General features: G+C 46.5%; 14 protein-coding genes. 7 read left to right on the top strand and 7 right to left on the bottom strand.

Annotated features, from left to right (window positions below):
- The first annotated feature begins 19 nt into the window (after positions 1-19).
- Positions 20-3,235 carry a UvrD-helicase domain-containing protein gene (locus ACEW9O_RS10585; RefSeq protein ID WP_373550131.1) on the top strand — a complete coding sequence of 1,072 codons (3,216 nt, stop codon included), beginning with the start codon at positions 20-22 and terminating at the stop codon, positions 3,233-3,235.
- Between the two features lie 554 nt (positions 3,236-3,789).
- Here the strand turns inward: ACEW9O_RS10585 and ACEW9O_RS10580 are convergent.
- Positions 3,790-5,538, bottom strand: a complete 1,749-nt coding sequence (locus ACEW9O_RS10580) for a sensor histidine kinase (protein WP_373550130.1) — start codon at positions 5,536-5,538, stop codon at positions 3,790-3,792.
- Positions 5,522-6,163, bottom strand: a complete 642-nt coding sequence (locus ACEW9O_RS10575; protein ID WP_373550129.1) for a response regulator — start codon at positions 6,161-6,163, stop codon at positions 5,522-5,524. Before ACEW9O_RS10575 ends, ACEW9O_RS10580 begins: the two co-directional genes overlap by 17 nt.
- A gap of 307 nt (positions 6,164-6,470) precedes the next feature.
- On the opposite strand from ACEW9O_RS10575, the gene ACEW9O_RS10570 reads away from it, so the two are divergent.
- The gene (locus tag ACEW9O_RS10570; protein ID WP_373550128.1) at positions 6,471-8,906 is read left to right on the top strand and encodes an ABC transporter permease; all 2,436 of its coding nucleotides are present in this window, start codon (positions 6,471-6,473) and stop codon (positions 8,904-8,906) included.
- A 425-nt stretch (positions 8,907-9,331) separates the two neighbouring features.
- On the opposite strand, the gene ACEW9O_RS10565 is transcribed toward ACEW9O_RS10570, so the two are convergent.
- Positions 9,332-9,778 carry an Hsp20/alpha crystallin family protein gene (locus tag ACEW9O_RS10565; protein WP_373550127.1) on the bottom strand — a complete coding sequence of 149 codons (447 nt, stop codon included), beginning with the start codon at positions 9,776-9,778 and terminating at the stop codon, positions 9,332-9,334.
- Between the two features lie 157 nt (positions 9,779-9,935).
- Entirely contained in the window at positions 9,936-11,456 is a 1,521-nt protein-coding gene (locus ACEW9O_RS10560) for a GH3 auxin-responsive promoter family protein (protein WP_373550126.1), read from the bottom strand.
- 206 nt (positions 11,457-11,662) lie between these two features.
- Between ACEW9O_RS10560 and ACEW9O_RS10555 the strand changes: the two genes are divergently transcribed.
- Both ACEW9O_RS10555 and ACEW9O_RS10550 read left to right on the top strand, forming a co-directional pair.
- Positions 11,663-12,475: a hypothetical protein gene (locus ACEW9O_RS10555; protein ID WP_373550125.1), complete on the top strand. Its 813-nt coding sequence runs from the start codon at positions 11,663-11,665 to the stop codon at positions 12,473-12,475.
- A 29-nt stretch (positions 12,476-12,504) separates the two neighbouring features.
- On the top strand, positions 12,505-14,037 hold the full coding sequence (locus ACEW9O_RS10550) for a hypothetical protein (protein ID WP_373550124.1): 1,533 nt from the start codon (positions 12,505-12,507) through the stop codon (positions 14,035-14,037).
- Between the two features lie 81 nt (positions 14,038-14,118).
- Here ACEW9O_RS10550 and ACEW9O_RS10545 read toward each other — a convergent pair whose 3' ends face one another.
- The 3 genes from ACEW9O_RS10545 to tsaB form a co-directional block, all read right to left on the bottom strand.
- A complete protein-coding gene (locus ACEW9O_RS10545) occupies positions 14,119-14,424 on the bottom strand; it encodes an ArsR/SmtB family transcription factor (RefSeq protein WP_373550123.1) in 306 nt (101 codons plus the stop codon).
- A gap of 202 nt (positions 14,425-14,626) precedes the next feature.
- A complete protein-coding gene (locus ACEW9O_RS10540; RefSeq protein WP_373550122.1) occupies positions 14,627-14,971 on the bottom strand; it encodes an ArsR/SmtB family transcription factor in 345 nt (114 codons plus the stop codon).
- A 91-nt stretch (positions 14,972-15,062) separates the two neighbouring features.
- On the bottom strand, positions 15,063-15,743 hold the full coding sequence (gene tsaB / locus ACEW9O_RS10535; RefSeq protein WP_373550121.1) for a tRNA (adenosine(37)-N6)-threonylcarbamoyltransferase complex dimerization subunit type 1 TsaB: 681 nt from the start codon (positions 15,741-15,743) through the stop codon (positions 15,063-15,065).
- A 347-nt stretch (positions 15,744-16,090) separates the two neighbouring features.
- Between tsaB and prfA the strand changes: the two genes are divergently transcribed.
- From prfA to ACEW9O_RS10520, 3 genes are all read left to right on the top strand, one after another.
- On the top strand, positions 16,091-17,167 hold the full coding sequence (gene prfA, locus ACEW9O_RS10530) for a peptide chain release factor 1 (protein WP_373550120.1): 1,077 nt from the start codon (positions 16,091-16,093) through the stop codon (positions 17,165-17,167).
- Positions 17,168-17,250: 83 nt separating this feature from the next.
- The gene (locus ACEW9O_RS10525) at positions 17,251-18,837 is read left to right on the top strand and encodes a peptide MFS transporter (RefSeq protein ID WP_373550119.1); all 1,587 of its coding nucleotides are present in this window, start codon (positions 17,251-17,253) and stop codon (positions 18,835-18,837) included.
- Between the two features lie 7 nt (positions 18,838-18,844).
- A partial coding sequence (locus ACEW9O_RS10520; RefSeq protein WP_373550118.1) for a hypothetical protein occupies positions 18,845-19,076 on the top strand: 232 nt, incomplete at its 3' end.

Raw genomic sequence — 19,076 nt, 5'->3', positions numbered from 1 at the left:
ATGATAGGTTAAAAATAAAATGAACATCAAAATCATCTCCGCCGGTGCCGGCTCCGGCAAAACCTACCGCCTCACTCAGGAAATGGTGCGCCTCATGCGCGAGGGGGTACGCGCCAGTGGCATTATTGCGACCACTTTTACCAAAAAAGCAGCAGCAGAATTGCAAGAGCGGGTGCGGGTCAAGCTGTTGTCCGAAGGACTCAACGAACAAGCTGAAGACCTGACCAATGCCCTGGTGGGAACCGTACACAGCCTGGGTGTCAAACTCCTCCAACGTTTTGCCTACGAAGCAGGCATTTCCCCGGAAGTAGCCATCATTGCCGAAGAAGACCAACAAATCCTCTTTAACCAATCCCTCGCCACGGTACTCACCGACGAACGGGTGGAAAAAATGACCTTGCTCTGCGACCGCCTCGGGCTGAGCAGCAACGACTATTTTGACTGGCGACGCGAAGTCCGTCAAATCACCGAAGTGGCCCGCGCCAACGATTTTTCGCGCGAGGTGCTCGAACGCAGTCGTGAGCGCTCTTTTGAAAGTTTTCGCATTTTCCTGGGTGAACCCGCCAAAAAAAGTGCTGAAGCCTTCAACGCCGAACTGAGCCAAATGCTCAAAAGCAGCATTGAACGCCTCGAAGCCAATGCCGATGAAACCCAGACGACCAAAAACGTAGTCAAAGACCTCGTAGAATTAGAGCGCGACCTGCGCCTGCGCGGTGAACTCAGTTGGCGCAATTGGGCCAAAATCAGCAAACTCAAACCCGGTGCCAAAAGTAAAGACGACGTAGCTGATTTGCTCGAATTTGCGAAAGTCCACGAACAACACCCCCAGTTTCAACAAGACATTCAAGCTTTTATCGATCAGGTTTTTGAACTAGCGCTTGCGGCCCTGGATGAATTTGCGGCCTACAAAAAACAACGTGGCCTGATCGACTACACCGATATGGAGGCGCTGATCATGGACTTGTTGCGCAATGAACAAGTGCAAACGGTGCTCCGCAGCGAATTGGATTTGCTGCTAGTGGATGAATTCCAGGACACCAGCCCGATGCAGTTGGAGATTTTTTTGAAACTTTCCCAATTGGCGAGGCACAGCATCTGGGTAGGCGATCCCAAACAGTCCATTTATGGCTTTCGAGGTGCTGCACCGGAATTGATGCAGGCTATTATCGAACAAAGCGGGGGGGTAAAACCCGAAGACATCCAGGAAAACTCCTGGCGCTCTCGCCAAGATTTGGTCTATGCCAGCAACGCCATTTTTGTCAAAGCCTTTGCCTACATGCCACCCGAACAAGTGGCATTGATCCCCAAGCGCAGCAAAACAGAAGAAGCCATCGAAGCATCTGATGCCTTGGTACACTGGCATTTTGAAGAAGAAGAGGAGGAAGGCAAGAAGCGCAGCGGGCGCACCCCCGGTAAACCCTGGCCCGAAAACTGTACTGCTTTTGCCCTGCGCGAATGGATGCAACGCAAAGTATACGTACTACCCAAAGGTGAAAAAAAACATCGACCTGCCCAGCCCGGCGATGTGGCCATCCTGTGCCGCTCCAACAGCGAGTGCCAAAACATGGCCGAAGCGCTCAATCGGGCGGGTTTCAAAGTGGCGATTGCCCGAGCAGGTTTGTTGAATACGGCGGAGGCCAAGTTGGTGTTGGCCTGTTTGAAGTACCTGCTCAACTACCACGATTCCCTTTCTGTAGCCGAAATTTTGCTGCTCGGCGCGGGAAAAGACATCGAAACCATTGTAGAAGACCGCCTGGATTACCTTAAAAATTACGACGCTGGTGAAATCACCAACCGCTGGGCGACCAACGATTTCCTGATTCGCCGCCTGGACGAGTTGCGCACCGAAACCATTGAGTTGTCGAGCGCCGAAATTCTCGATTTGTTGGTCGAAGACCTGGACTTGCGCCGCCGCATCGTGAGCTGGGGTAAGGCCAACCAACGTCTTGACAACCTGGATGTGCTGCGCAAACTGGCCTTGCAGTACGAAGGCGCTTGCAATCGCTTGCAGTCCGCTGCTTCATTGGGTGGCTTGCTATTGTGGTTGAACGAATTGGAAACCGAAGAACGAGACTTTCAAGCTGCAGGCGAAAGCCCCGAGGCCATCAATGTGATGACTTACCACCGCAGCAAAGGTTTGGAATGGCCCATCGTGGTGTGTTACAATTTGGAAAAAGACATCCGCATCGAATTGTGGGGCTTGAACATTGAGCAGGAAGAAGGCACCCAAGTGGATTTGAATAACATCCTGAGCAATCGTTGGTTGCGCTACTGGGTCAATCCTTATGACAAACAATTTAAAGGGACGCCTCTGGCTGAAAGACTGGCCCAAAGTGAGGTGCAAGCGAAAAAAATTGCCCAGGCTACGCAGGAAGAAAACCGCCTTTTGTACGTAGGGCTCACCCGTGCACGCGATTACCTGATTTTTCCCACCACCAATACGCCTACCAAGTGGCTGAACCGCGCCTGGCACGAGGGCAAGGACGATTACCCAACCCTGGATGCCAGCGCCAGCGATACCCCCTGGGAATGGGCAGACGTAATCCTGAACAAAGAAACCGAAACCTTTACTTTTTCCCGTGATTTTGAAGTTTTGGACATTGAAGAGTCGGAAATTTTGTTTTTGGAACCACGGGCCGGTAAACAAAAACACATCCCCCTATACATCGATACCTGGAAGGAAAACCTCCAGGATCAAATTCCTTCCTTCAACACGGGTGAGTTGATGACCTATGCCTCCGCTTTTCACATTGAGTCTTTGCTGGCCGACTTTAATCAAATTTCGCGGGCGGTGAAAGCCTTTTTTCACGCCTGGCAAGCAGATTATGCGCCAAATGAATTGAAAGCAATCACCGAGGGTTTGTTGCAGCGTTTTGAAGTAGAGGAGTGGCTAAGTGCCGAGCAACTGTTACCTTCTGGCCAGGCTTTCCGGGGCTTTTTGGATCAATATTTTCAAGCGCCTTTTTACCACCAACGCTACCCTTTGCGGCATTTTCAAGGTGTACGTATATTTGAGCGCGAAGTTGACTTGTTGCTGGAAAGCGAAGACGGCATTGCCCTCATTCAGTTTTCGAGCTATGCGGGCGATATGAAGCGCTATCGGGCCAAGGCCGCCGAAATGGCGCCTTTTCTTTATTTTAGCAGAGCAGGGGTACAGCAGGTTTTTCAGGAGGAAAACATCCGCACTTTTGTACACTTTGTACTCAATGGGGCAATGGTGGAGCTTTATTTTTAAAAAAGTTGGGCTACCTTCTCAGAAAGTAGCCCTGATAATTCCTGGTGGCATCTAGCCCGGAAAGAAGATGCCGAATAGGGGGGAATCATCCATTAGCTGACCTGTGCAGGCACAGACCAACTTATTAATAAGAGGAACAGCCTGAATGGACAACGAGATCACTTTTTTTTACTAAAACAGGAAGTTTGGTGCGGTCGCGTTGTTTGCTTTTGTAAGCACGTATTGTGAATTAGTAGAATAGTGTGACTGATGCGAACTTCGGCAAACAGTTGGAATAAGAAATATGGGAGGTGTGATTGTGATTTTTTGGCAAAAAAGAGTGGCTGCTTCCTCCGCGGAAGCAGCCTTTCCAAGTATTATTTCCAGCCTGTTGATTTGGTAATCAACTTTCTGATTTCGTGTATCTATACTCCGAAGTCAGAAAGAGATCCCATGCTGAAAATTTATGGGGGGAAAAAACAACCATTTTGTTCTTCTTGATGATACAAAGTTAGGACTGTTCACTGTGACGGCCAATAGGGTAAACCCGTAGCTTTAGAAACCTAGGGTTTACCCTAGTATGTTGGAGTGATTTGTAGAGGAACAGATAAAATTACTGCAGTGCCCTGTTGAGGAGCAGCTTGCCAGATGACCTGGCCACCGAGGTAGTCGATGCGCGAGCGAATATTTCCGAGGCCATTTCCTTCTTTAACTTGTTGTAGATCAAAACCTTGCCCATCGTCTTCTACATGAACTGAGATTTGTTCTGGTTCATAAAAGATCTGTAAGGTAATCTGCGTAGCCTTGGCGTACTTGGCCGCATTGTTGAGCAATTCCTGAACGATGCGGTAAACCATAAGTGCTATCTCTTCGCTGATCGGGGGTTCGTCTCCGTAACTCCCAAAAATAACTTCGGTTTGAGGCAATGCCATTTGTGCTTTTTTAACCAAATCACCAAGCGCAGAATTGAAACCGTATTTCAGTGAAAAAGGCCGTAAATCGTGGGAGATGCTGCGGGTTTCGATGCAAGCATCGTCAATGTTTTTGGCCAGTGGATTCAAGAATTGAGTCTGGATATTCGCATCGTATTTGTCTTTTTGACTTTCAATAAACAACTTGATGCTCGACAAATTGGCCCCTAAACCATCGTGCAAGTCCTTGGCTACCCGGTTGCGTTCTTTTTCCTGGCCTTCAATTAAGGATTTCATCGATTTTAATTCCAGTGCGCGGTTGAGCAGGTCTTTTTCTCGCATGCGGGACTTAAAAACCAAATAGGCGATGACCCCAAACATAATCAGACCCAGAATGATCACATAATTGATGGTGTTCCAATAGCGCTGATTTTGTTTGGCGAGTTTTTGCTCCATGGTCACCAAACGCAATTCATACCGCGTAAATTCATTACGGGATGATTGAGTTCCACTGGAATTGTAAAAACGAGTAACTGCAGCAGCGGTTTTTTTCCAATAATTAAGCGCTTGAGGTTGGTTTTTGAGCAGAGTATAACATTCTGCCAAGTTTTGACAAATGTGTTGCATCAAGTATTTGTTGTTGCGAATTTCTGCGATTAATTCACTTGAACGCAAAAGAGAAATGGCCTCAGGTAGATTGTTTTTTGCCTTTTGAATTAAACCTTTTTGGAAAAGATTAAGCAACTTAAATTGAGTTTTAGACTTATTTATTTTCAAACTCAGGTCGATGTAGCGATCTGCTGCGTCCAGTTGTTTTTTTTGAAGGGAATAAGAAGCATACAGATTGTATGCATACGTCAAATTGCTGGCGTCTTTTCGTTTTTGGCACTCTTCGATGATCGAATCTAGCGCTAATTTCACATTGGGGAACCGGGTAATTTGAGCGTTGCCTCTGAGGCTATCTTTGTTGATGAGCAGGTTGAGCATTTCCAACCCTACTTCGGTAACTTTGTGCTCATTTTTTTGGGCTTCGTAATAATTGAATGCTTCGATGTAAAACTTAGGAGCATTGATGTAAAGGACATCGTCAATGGAAAAAAGATCGGCAAGACGTTTTTTTACCCGATAATGGGATTCCAAATCATCTACTTTGAGGTAATGGTCCGCACTTTTAAAATAAGTGGTAAGGGTTAGCGTACTGAAGAAATAAATTCGTTGATAAAACATGCCCTGTAGTTCAAAGGCAATGGCGATTCCTTTTGAATCATTCTTTTCTTCATATTCGGCAATAAAACCTTTTATTTCTTGTGCAGTGTAGGTTTTTTGAGGATCGGGATATTGGGTTTGGGCCCAAACCGCGCTTAGCAGGAGTGTGCAGATTAGGGAGGATAAAATTTTACGAAATAAATTCATATTCAATGGCTTCCTTAATCATGGAAGGAGTGTTTTGCGTACCAAACTTGGTCAACAAACTGCTTCGGTGAAACTCCACGGCCTTGATGGTCACGAAAAGTCTATCGGCAATTTGCTGGGTCGTCAGGCCCTCCGCAATCAACTCCAGTACTTCTTTTTCCCGACGCGTCAGATGGGGCCGCCCACCCATCGCCGGATTCTTTTTGGGTTTGTCTTCACTTTCCAGCAGCAACTGCATGAGGTTTTCATTGTAGTATTTTTTGCCGCTGTATACTGTGCGAATGGCCGCCAGGAGTTCACTCTTGGTCGTGTTTTTCAACAAATAGGCCATTGCGCCTTTTTTGATCATTTTTTTCACCAAACTGGGTTCGTCGTGCATAGTCAATGCAATCACCCGGGTATTGGGGTATTTGCGCACGATTTGCTCACATAAATTTAAGCCACTTACATCGGGCAGGGAAATGTCGAGCAAAACTACGTCGATATTGTTGCTGTCCATAACTGTCCAAAAGGCTTCCGCATTGTGACATCGTGCCGAAATCTGAATGTCGTCCGCATCAGAAAATATGGACTCCAATCCTTCTGCAAAAATTACATGGTCATCAACGATGGTCACTTTAATCATTTCAGGCTGGTATTTAATACAAGTAACTAAGCAGTTAAATCAAATCTACCTCATGGGTAATGTTCAATTCTGCCTTTCACTTAAACTCAAAAGTACAAAAAAGGTTACACTAAATTAGATCAAGTGTGTAAGATAGGGGTCATTTAATGATTGAGTCAAAGGGGCTCGAATGTCCGAATTCAGCATAATGACTGTCCGAAAACGAACAAGTCTATCAGATTATTTTGCATTTCATTTTGATAATCTGATGGTTGTGTTTTTGGCACTTCCTTTGTCAATAGATAGGTAGATTCAAAATACCTGCGCCATGTTTAAAAATGTACTCCAAATTGCCCTCCGTCGCCTCTGGCAACACAAGTCTTTTAGCTTGATCAATGTGCTGGGCTTGTCCTTGGGCATGGCCGCCTTTCTGGTATTGGTGCAATACTTACGCCATGAATGGAGCTACGACCAGCAATCGCCCCATGCAGCCCAGATTTGGCGGGCTTTTAACGAAACGATTGCCGATGGCGCGGTACTTACCCGGGATGCCAATACCCATTCGGCTTTGGGGCCAGCGTTAAAAGAAGATTTGCCCGAGGTATTGGACTATACCCGATTGTACAACCGCAATGAAAACTCGGTCACCTTTATTATGCCAGAGCGCCCGATCAAACTGGAAGGTGCTTGGATGGTTGATCCTGGCTTTTTGCGCATGTTTCCGCAGCAGTTTTTACAGGGCAATCCACAAAACGTTTTGGATGAACCTTTTCGGGTCATTTTGACCCAATCGGCAGCACGAATCTTATTTCCTGGACAAAAGGCCATGGGCAAAGTATTGCAGGTCAATGGTGGCGCATTTGAAGGAAAGTACACGGTGCAGGGCATCGTAGCAGACCCTCCCCAAAACACCCACCTTAAGTTCAATGTATTGTTCAGCTTGCAATCGCGGTATGCCGCTGGATTTGAAGACAATTGGAGTGGATATTGGGATTACAATTATTTTCAGTTGAGCCCAGCTGCCGACCCTACTAAAGTTAAACGCCAACTCGATCGATATTCGGATACGCACCTCAAAGCTGAGGGCATCCGGCTGAACATGCAGGCTTTGCAGGACATCCACCGAGGCTCCAACTTGATGTATGAAATTGAACCGAACATCGATCCACGTACCCTGCAAATGCTACTGTTGATTGCCTTGTTTATTCTAGGCATTGCTTTTGTCAACTATGTCAACCTCAGCACCGCACGCGCCATGGACCGGGCCAAAGAAGTGAGCCTGCGCAAGGTGATCGGCGCCAAACGCTGGCAACTGATCGCTCAGTTTTTATTGGAAGGTTTTTTGATCAATGCTGCGGCTTTGTTGGTGGCGCTGGTACTGCTGCATTATTTCGCTCCAGCCTTTGCTAGGTTGACAGGCCGCGACATTTTACAAGTTCCCGGGTATGATGGTACTTTTGTAGCCTTATGTTTAGGGACTTTGTTGGCGGGTCTAGTATTGGCGGGTTTATACCCTGCTTTCATTCTTTCGGCCTACGCGCCAGGTGAGGCATTGCGCAGTCGTTGGATGGGCAATGCCCAAGGGGGGAATTTGCGCAAAGCCCTCGTGGTCGTCCAATTTGCCTGCTCGGTTGGTTTGATCATCAGTGTGTTGGTGATCCAGGGGCAATTGCATTTTATGCAAAAAGCTGATTTGGGTTTGTCTTTGGATCAAGTCGTTTCGCTCAAGACGCCTGCTTTCAATTGGCGGCAGGATTCTATTCAGCGCAATAAAATGGCGGTGTTGAAAAATGAAATCGAGCAGATACCCGGAGTACGTAATGTCGCCAGTTCGGAGATTGTGCCGGGTTTGGGGATTTCCACCATTTCGGGGACTAGCAGCGGCATGTATTGGCTGAAAAAACCAAATACAGTGACCCAATCTACCATCTATACTCTGGGCACCGACGCGGCATTTTTTTCCACCTTTGATGTACAGTTTCTGGCGGGTTCTTTTTACGAGAGTATCGATCGCCGCCATGCGCACGAAAACCTAATCATCAACCAATCAGCCATACAAGCCTTGGGTTTTCCCGATCCTCAGGCAGCGATTGGGGAACAAATTGCTTACCAGGGCAATACCGATGGTTTTCGGATGACCATTCGAGGCGTGGTCGCTGATTTTCACATTGAAAGCCTGAAAGAACCAGCTCGACCTACCCTTTATCAATGTGTGCCTTCGGTAGAAAATGGATACTTGTCGCTCAAATTTGATGCGGCTCAAACTGCCAGTCTTTTGCCTGCACTCAATCTGGCCTGGAAAAAAATTTTCCCCGAACATCACCTCGATTATTGGTTTCTTGATCAGCAATTTTTGCAACAGTACCAGTCGGAACAGCGCCTAGCGCGGGTGTTCAGCCTTTTTGCGGCATTGGCGGTGGGAATTGCTTGCCTGGGTTTGTTTGGTTTGGCAGCTTATCTAGTGGTACAACGGCGCAAAGAAATAGGGGTACGCAAAGTGCTGGGTGCCGGAGTGGGGCAAATTGTGGCCTTGCTCAGTAGCAATTTTTTAAAATTGATTTTCATTTCCATTCTGATTGGCGCTCCAATAGCCTGGTATGTAATGGAGCAGTGGCTGGAAGGTTTTGCCCAGCGGATTGCTTTTGAGTGGTACTTTGTGCCCTTAGCGGGTGCGCTAGTGATTGGGGTGGCGTTGTTGGCCGTGGGCGCACAGAGTGTGTGGGCGGCGCTGGAGAACCCGGTGGATGCCTTGCGAGGGGAGTAAAAACAAAAAAGGCCGACTACAAGACGTGTCGGCCCCAAAAAACACCTAAAACCCTATTAACTAACCTATAAATTTTTCGTTGATAAGTTCAGCAAGCTTAGTAACTTACTGATACCTTATAAACTATATTTTCAAGCAAAAAGTTTCATCGCAAGTTCATGTTTCGTTTTTTTCTGCGTCATAGAGGCGACAGAAACCAACTTTGATGAATGTATCGTCTTGGAACAGTACTCAAAGTGAAAAGTTCATCACAACCCGCTTTGAATATATGCATTTTATTCTAACAAGACAATATCTATGGCAAAAAAGTTGGCTTTTAGAGCAAGTTTTTTTCAATAGTGATGAATGATAAATGATGAGTGATGAATTGGTAACAAGGTTGTTTTGGAAAATTCATCACTTATCATTCATCACTCATCATTAAATTAACCAATCGTGATCTGGCGAGATTTTGGCTGCGCCTCTTCTTGTTTAGGCACGGTCAAAAACAAAACACCATTCTCATAACGCGCTTCGATGGCTTCAGCGTTAACCGTTTTGGGCAAAGTGAAGTTGCGTTGGAAGCTGCTGTAAGCAAACTCGCGCACTTTAACTTTTTCGCCTTCTACAGTAGCGCTTTCTTTTTTGGCGGAAATGCTCAGGGTATCTTTTTCAACTTTGATGTTGAAGTCTTCTTTGTTCAAACCAGGAGCAGCCAATTCGATGCGGAAATTGGTTTCGGTTTCCACGATGTTTACCGCAGGGCGATTTTCAACCCAGTCGCGGAAAGGGCCAAAAGATACTTCCGGGCCAAAGAAACGATTGATCAAATGGTCGAAAGATTTGTCGACAAATGCAGATGGAACTTGTGGTTTAACAGTTATAACTTTCATGGCAGTTGGATTATAAATGATTTAATGTTGTTTGCTTTCCTTTAAGCAAACCGCATTCCAATGCCAGGATAAGGTACAAAATGGCAAGAAGTAAAATCTGAAATGACATTTTGACTGAAAAATAAAAACAGCGGTGACATTTTGTCGTTCTTTGGTCTCAAGCCCCCACCTGTCCTAAAATTTCGTCTATGTAATTCCGATGATTGGCTAGGCGTGGCACCTTATTTTGGCCCCCCATTTTGCCTTTGGCGCGCAGCCAATTGTGGAAAGTGCCATTGGGGACTACTTTGATGCTAAGGGGTAGCATGGCCATATTGCGGTAACGCTTGGCTTCGTAATCCGAATTGATTTGTTGTAATTTGAGGTCGAGCAGCTGGGCAAAGGCTGGTAAATCAGCAGGTTCTTTTGCAAATTCGATGATCCATTGGTGGCCACCTTGCGAGGAGCCTTCGAAGTATACTGGGGCTACGGTATACTCTTGTACTTCGGCACCCGTGAGCAGGCAGGCTTCAGCCAGGGCTTTGTCGGTATTGTCTACCATCACTTCTTCACCAAAGGCATTGACGAATTGTTTGGTGCGGCCACTCACTTTGATGCGGTAAGGATTCACCGAGGTGAAAATCACCGTATCGCCAGGCAGGTAGCGCCAGAGCCCGGAATTGGTGCTGATGACCAAGGCGTAGTTTTTGCCTACTTCTACTTCCTCAAGGCCGACGGCTTGTGGATTATTTTTGCCCCATTCAGTCATGGGGATGAACTCATAATAAATGCCATTGTTGAGCAAGAGCAACATCCCTTCTTCACCTAAAACATCCTGTACGGCAAAGAAACCCTCGGAGGCATTGTAAATTTCCTGATAATCAACAGCAGGGGAGGGAAAAAAACTTTGGAACTGCTGACGGTAAGGGGTGAAACTTACCCCACCATGTGTATACACCTGAAACTTGGGCCACACCTCCAGCATGTTGCTTTTGCCGGTAAGCTCTAAAATGCGGCGGAAGAGCACTACCGTCCAGGTTGGCACCCCACCAATCATCACTACATTGGCCGTACGAGCACCCGCATGGGCCAGTTTTTCCAGTTTTTCTTCCCAATTGGGCAAAAGTGTCGTTTCTACATCAGGAATAAAAAAAGGCCTGGCCGCCCAGGGCATGTGCTGGATCATGATTGCACTTACGTCGCCTACCATCGTAGCAGGATGGGGGGGGAAGGCACTTAGGCTACCGCCCATCAACACACTTTTATCGGCAAACTGGGATGCATGAGGGCGATTGTGGTAGTACAGGCTCATGGTATCCCAGGAACCCCGCATGTGACATTTGTAGAGATTTTGGGGAGAAATGGGGATAAACTTACTCTTATCGTTGGTGGTGCCCGAGGATTTGGAAAAACAATTGACCCTTCCTGGCCACAACACGTCGCGTTCACCGAGCATCATCCGATTGATGAAAGGTTTGAGGTCTTCATAATCCGTCAGCGCAATAGCTTGGCGAAAATCTTCCGCAGTATGTATATCGTGAAAAAAATGCGACTTACCCCACTCGGTATCCACAGCGAAGAGCAAGAGCTCTTGAAGTTGGGCTTGCTGGATCCGGTGAGGTTTTTCCATATAGCTCCGTATCAAGCGGTAGCGATAATGGTGCAGGCGGTGGAAAAAGGCGTTGAGAAGTATCCGCATAGAGATCAAGGTATGCATTATTTGTGGAAATGGGAAAAAAAGTTGAGGAAGGTTTAGGAAAGTTGAGGGAGGTTTAGGAAGGTTGAGGCTACCGCAGCTACCCTAGGCGCGATCTTGTCCAAGTCGCGGCGGTAGCCTCAACCTCCCTCAACTTTCCTCAACCTCCCTCAACCTTTTTCCTTAACTTAGCGCAAAATCTTGTGCCAATGCCAAGCAATCCTTTTGATGCTTTTTTTGAACCACCAGGTGGAACTGGTGAAAAAAAAGACCAGCAAGCGGAACGGGAAGAAATTTATCCTCCGATCGAGGATCGTACGATTTTTCCAGAGGATGGGAAAGAATCGCTGGATGAGATTTTGGAAAAAAACAACCAATTTGAACAACGCGCTGCAGGTTTTTCTAAATTGTTGAGTCAAACCCGCGCAGTTGACCATGAACCCGTAGCCTTTGCGGGCAACACCTTGGTGCAATACCTGATCGACATTCACGATCCACACGAGCAAGGGAGTATGCGGGGCGAAAAAGCTTACCACCAAATTTTGGAGAATAAGTTTCGAGCGATCATTGTGCCGATGATTGAATTGGCACGTTTGCACTGTGATGTGGTCAAGCAATTCAACCAGGACATTGATGAACACTATTATTCCGTAGAAAAAACCGATCGGGAAGTCAAGTCAGATCGGGCGCTGGCCATGGAAGGCCTGCTTTTTCAACGCAAATTGCTGGGGAATGCCGCCCGGGATTTGAGCATCCTCAGCCGGGCCATGGACGTTTGTGAAGTGCGCCTCAAAAAATACATTGACGCAGGTGGAGACAACAACATCTCCAGCGCAGAACAAGCCCTGATTGCCAAAAACCGGGAATACCTGAGTTCGGGAGTAGAGCATCATTTTGACTATGCACTTTTTAACCTCAATCTGCTAGACGAAGCAGCGCTTACTTTTCGTTTGTTTACCAAACAGACCTTCTCCCAATATGTACAACGCCTCGAATCGGCGTTCAGGAACAGTCCTAAATAGTGTGTAGCTGTTCTCCAAACCCAAAAACCATGAAGCACTTCCTTTTATTTTGTCTACTCCTCCTGCTAGGCACAGCCTGTGGCAAGCTCAATAACCTTGAAGACTGGGAAGTTTCCAATTTTCAACCAGAAGTGGCCTTCCCACTGGTCAATTCCAGCACAACACTTCAAGAAATCCTGAGCAGTGTGGAAGACCTTTCCTCCATTGTGGTTGACCCGAACGGAGGAATCAGTTTTCGGTACATTGGCGACATCATCACCCGCACCAGTGACGAGATTTTTGGCACGCTGACTAGTGCGCTACCCCCTTTGATACCCGTACTCAGCAAAAAAATGCCCCTGCCCTTTAATTTACCCAATGGGGTCAAAATTGCCCGGGTGGATTTAAAACGAGGAGAATTTTCGTACTACGTTGAAAACCCGAATACTGAGCCCATTTCCCTCAAACTGACCATGCCACAGTTGCTTAAGGATGGACAGCCTTACACTTTTTCTACCGAGATTGCTGGCTACAGTGGCTCGGGCGCGCGCCCATCGGCCACCAATCAATTGAGCCCGGCATCTTTGGTGGGTTATACCTTCCTTCCCAAAAACGATACGGTTTACATTGAGTACGAGGCTAAAACTCCCGCAGGAGCTTCGGTTAATGCTGGTTTATTTTTGGTACGCATTACCAATATACAGTTTTCCTATGCGGAAGGTTTTTTTGGCAGCCTCTTGTACGAGGGTGGTCGGGATACGGTAAAGATTGACTTTTTTGAAAATTACATCAAAGGGGACATCTATTTTGCCGATCCAAAAGTGTCTTTTTTTCTGGAAAATTCTTTTGGAATACCTGCTCGTTCAATCGTACGCGACTTCAAAGTGTTTACAGTGGATGGCCGACAACTGAGTATTGAAAGTGTGTTTTTACGCAATGGTATAGCGTTTCCTTACCCCAACATTAATGAGGTGGGGCAAACCAAACGGGATACCTTTACTTTTGATAAAACCAATTCCAACGTGGATGTTTTATTTAGTTCGGGCCCTACCGCGGTTGCCTACGATGTAGATGCCTTCACCAATCCGGAGGGTAACACGGGGCAAAAGGGCTTCATTACTGACAAAAGTTTTTACCGGGTACAAGTAGAGGTGGAGCTGCCTTTGTACGGGAGTGTATCCAACTTTGTGGCGCAGGACATCTACAACATCGACCTGGAGCAATACAGAAAGATCAAAGAATTGGAATTCAAAGTAGTGGCAGACAATGAAATGCCACTGGACATTGCCATGCAGGGCTATTTCTTGAGCAGCACCGGGCAGGTACTGGATTCGTTGTTTCAGGGAGCGGCCCAACTTATCCCCGGAGCACAAACCAATGCACAAGGCATCAGTACCACCCCTGGCAACAAAACAACTACAGTCAAATTTGAGGAAATTCGTTTTGCACGGATTCGTACCGCCAAAAAACTGCGCATACAAGCATACATCTCTACGCAGAACAGCAACCCCGGTAAGTCAGTAAGGGTGCTGGCCAATCAAAAAGTAAACATTAAGATGGGGGCTAAGGCCACTATTCAATAATTTTGGATTTTAGGATTTCGGATTTCGGCAATGTTCTACCGAAATCCGAAATCACCAGCCTTAGAGCTTGTTAGCAAGCTCTTATTTCTTCAGAAAATTCCGAATGGCTTTCACCGTTTGATCGATTTTGTCATAATCGACGCGGTAGTGGATGAATTTGCCTTCACGCTCCGTGCTGACCAGATCAGTCGTGCGCAAAACCCGCAAGTGCTGAGAAGTAATGGACTGCTCCAACTTCAGCGTGTTGTAGATTTTGTTCACATTGATGGCATCGTTTTGATCAATGAACTCAACGATTTGCAGGCGGAGTGGATGCGCCAACGCGCGCAGAAGCTCTGAAGCAGCTTCTAGCTTTTCAGGATTAATACCTACTTGTGTGTTTCTCATAGTAATGTTACATTAAAAATTGCAAAAGCAAATATGCATTTTTTTTTATTTCCTCACAAGTAAAAAATACAGTTTTGTCTGATTTTCAGACAAAAGCCCAAAGCCCTTATTGCATATTTGCAAAATAAAGAATGTATAATACTAAAAAATACAACTCGTAATAGAACAAAATGGCAAAGACGCAACAAGTGCGTCTTCGCCATTATTGTTGTCCGGTAAGTTCTTCAACCAGACGGGAAATTTGCTCGATGCGATCTTTGTTCAAAGAATAGTGGATGAATTTGCCACTGCGATCCGTTTGTACAACTCCAGCACGGCGCAGGATAGCCAAATGTTGGGAAGCTACTGACTGCTCCAGGCGGAGTTTTACATAAATTTCGGTTACGGTCATGGCTTCGTTTTCTTCCAGCAGATCAATGATTCTTTGGCGAAGCTTGTGGTTGATGGCACGGAGTACCAGCACCGCTTTACGCAATTCTGCGTAGTCAAGTTCGATTTCGGTCTGCCCTTTTTTCAGGGTGATCACGTCGTTTTTTTGCTTTCTCATTTCATGCACTTTGTTAAAAACACAATGGATTTTTGCCTCTTATAAAGCTCAACATACAAAACGTATGCCAAATTTTATTAATAATTAAAAATTATGATCCCAAATGTATTTTTTTGGGAACCGTGATGTTTGGAGGTTTTAGGTAATAGGGCTCTAAATAAGCCACATTTGCAAATGCCTTTTGTTGAAATCCCTTTTCAGCCAACGTAGGCATGTAAATGGCATTTGAACGTACGGGACTAAAATAGGCAAAGGATGATGAGGTAATGGGGGAAAACTTAGGTGCACCGTTGCCCGCAAAAACCAGTGGGACTCCACGGTCAAAATAGTCGCTGAAACTTTCATTGGTCAAAATCATGGCAGAGGACTTTTCAAGAACTTCTCCCGATGCAGAATATACTGCGGTGTATACTTCCATCCTGCGGGCATCAATCATGGGAACATAAAGGCTGCCTTCAGGATAATCTTGCTCTTGAATGCTGCCAGCTGCAATAATACTCAAGGAATCAATGGACAACAATGGCAGATCCAAACCATAACATAAACCCTTTGCGGTACTGAGTCCACTCCTCAAGGAAGTATAAGATCCAGGACCAATACTAATGGCAATCGCATCCAAATCCCCTAGCTTATGCTGGCTTTGCCGCAAAGCAGCCTCGACCAGTAAAGTCATTTGGGCGCTATGTTCAAAATCGCCAGAAGATGTTGCTTGTCCAAGGATTTTGCCATCGTTTGCCACCACAATGGAACACCGTTCGGTTGCGGTTTCCATGCAAAGAATTAACGCCATGAAAGAAAGCTTATTGTATAAACGACTACTTATCGCATGCTTATGCTTGTGATTTTTGTCGCATGGTAAAAAAGAATCAACTTAGACGTGAGATACCTCTAGCGGTTACGTCTGTTGATAAAACTGATTGAGTATTCTATGTTCATGACAAAGAAACAGGCTATAGAGGAATACAGGCTGGATAATTTTCTGCAAGATGCAAAAAATATGATAATTTTGCCAACAATATTAAGTTTTTTTTTGATTTTAAGTTCATGCCGACAAATCGTCTTTTTGTGAACTTGGGTTGAAAGCAAACTTTTAAACGACTTTATTAATCTATCAAGGTTATGTTAGACAAGCTGGAAGCCATTTATGATCGGTACTTGAATTTGGAGGAGCAGATGTCGGACCCCGACATTATTGTGGACATGGACCGCTATAAAAAGGTGAGCAAAAATTACAAAGACCTCAAACCAATTGTAGAGGCTTACCTCGAGTACAAAAACTTATCGAGCAATCGCGACTCGGCCAAAAAAGCGCTCAGTGACGAAGACCCGGAAATGCGGGAAATGGCCCAGGATGAATTGGACCAAATCGTGCCGCAGTTGGAGGAATTGGATGAAAAAATCAAGTACCTGCTGATTCCAAAAGATCCTGAAGATGCCCGCGACGTGATTTTTGAAATCCGCTCAGGGACGGGTGGGGATGAAGCCAGCCTTTTTGCTGGTGACCTTTACCGCATGTACACCCGTTACTTTGAAGGCAAGGGTTGGAAAGTAGAAGCCATGGAAATCAATGAAGGTAGCGTAGGCGGGTACAATAAATTGGTGTTGGAGATCCAAGGTGAGGACGTATACGGCACGCTCAAATTTGAATCGGGAGCCCACCGGGTACAACGGGTACCCAAAACCGAATCACAAGGCCGGGTGCATACCTCCGCTGCAACAGTGGTGGTAATGCCAAAATTGGAGATGGAAGACCTGGAAATCCGCAAGGAAGACCTCAAGGTAGACACCTTCCGCTCCAGCGGTGCGGGTGGTCAGCACGTCAACAAAACGGAATCGGGGGTACGTTTTACCCACCTTCCTACTGGGGTAGTTGCGGAAAGTACCGACGGCCGTTCACAGATTCAAAACCGGGAAATTGCCATACAACGCCTCTATCAGAAAATCTACGAGCAGCGCAAGCGAGCACACGAATCTGAGCAAGCCGCCAAGCGCAAATCCCTTGTAGGAAGTGGCGACCGTTCGGACAAAATCCGCACCTACAATTTCCCCCAAAACCGACTCACCGATCACCGCATCAACCTGACCTTGTACAACCTGGATCGGGCGCTGGAAGGCGACATTGAAGGCGTCATCGAAGCGCTGCAAATGTATGAAAACACTGAAAAATTGAAGGCTGGGGAAGAAATCAGCGCGTAAGGGCGATCCTTCGTGATCGCCCCTACCTGATCGCCGCTGTCATAAACAGGGCAGCCACAGAGGGCTGCCCCAACAACCAAATTATGCTAGACATCGCTCAATTGCTCCTGATTTCGGGATGGGTATTTGTACTGATCTGGATACCAATCATCATTTATGCCAACCGAAAAATCCACCCCAAAGCCATTGTGATTATCTTTCTCACCGAGATGTGGGAACGCTTTTCGTACTATGGCATGCGGGCCTTGCTCACCTTATACATGGCCAAGGTATTGTATGCCAATTTGGGTGAGCAGCAAGCCAATACCAAGGCATTGGGCGTATATGGAGCGTATACCGCGATGGCTTATTTGTTTCCGGTAGTGGGCGGGATGATCGCCGACCGATTTTTTGGCTTTCGGCGATCGGTCATCATTGGCGCTTCCTTGATGGCCATTGGGCACATTACGCTGGGGATGCAGGGTTTGCCGGGCTTTGAGAGCAATCAGACCATCTTTTTTATGTCCTTGGCCATCATCATTCTGGGCAACGGCTATTTTAAACCCAATATGTCGAGCTTCCTGGGTACGTTTTACGAGTTGGATGACCCTCGAAAAGACAGTGCCTATTCCATTTTTTACATGGGGGTCAATACAGGTTCCTTGCTGGCCATGCTTACCTGCGGGTATGTCGGTCAGCGCGTGGGCTGGCATTACGGCTTTGGATTGGCCGGGATTGGGATGACCTTGGGCTTGATCCTTTTCGCCTGGCTGGGGCCAAAATATTTTGGGGATAAAGGTTTACCTATCGACCCACAGGCAGGCAGAAAACCCTTGGTGGCAGGCGTCAGCGTCAATTCGACCATCGTGCTGGGCACCATCTTGCTGATTCCCGTAGTGATGTTTTTACTCAATCCCAATGCGATATTGAATCGGGTATTGCTGATTGTAAGCATCGGTATTTTGGGCTATCTCGTCTGGTCAGCATTGAGGATGCCAGATCGAAAGGAAGGCCAACGACTCCTCGTTGTCGTGTTTTTGTTCTTTTTTTATATGGTTTTCTGGATGTTGTTTGAACAGGCAGGAGGTTCCATTGCTCTGTTTACCGATAAAAACGTCAACCGAATGGTGGCGGGAATGGAGATTCCTGCATCTCAGTTTGGCGCCCTGAATGGCTTGTTTGTCATATTGCTGGCACCGTTTTTTTCCTGGCTGTGGCTTTGGTTGGGCAAAAGAAAATTGGAGCCCAGTACCCCTTTAAAATTTCTGTTGGCTTTGCTCCAGATCGCGATTGGTTTTGGGGTAATTGTGTGGGGTGCCCGCTCTTTCGCCACGGATGGTTTGATGCCTTTGGTTTTCCTGGTATTGATGTATTTTTTCCATTCTTCTGGCGAGTTGAGCATCTCCCCGGTAGGGCTTTCAATGATCAGCAAATTGTCGCCACCGAAAATGTTGGGTTTTGTGATGGGGGCCTGGTATTTGGGCATTTCTCTGGGCAACAGTATGGCCAGTGAGATTGGCAAGTTGACCGCAGGTGGGAACGGCGATGGGACTGATTTGAGCAGAACCGAATCTTTGGTGATGTATACGGATACTTATCTGTTGTGGGGGATATATGTGGTGCTGGGCGTCATGGTGGTACTCGCTTTGTTGATTCCGCTGTTGCGGAAGTGGATGCACGGGGTGCATTGACACAAAATTGCCAAAGCGACGAATTTTCACAAAGAAAACACAAAGAACCACAGAGAACACAAAGAAACGTCAACGTCTAACTTTGTGGCCCTTTGTGTTTTCTTTGGTGCGCCACGAGGCGTGCGGTAAATATAATGCAAAAAAACCTAGTGGATGGAAGAGCCACACAAGCCAAGATGCCGATCAGCTTGAAGCCGTTGTGATTGTGCTGGAGGAAACGAAAGTGCAAAAGCTCATGA

The sequence above is a fragment of the Haliscomenobacter sp. genome (assembly GCF_041740695.1).
Taxonomy (GTDB): Bacteria; Bacteroidota; Bacteroidia; order Chitinophagales; family Saprospiraceae; genus Haliscomenobacter.
This window is presented reverse-complemented; position numbering and strand designations above follow the sequence as displayed.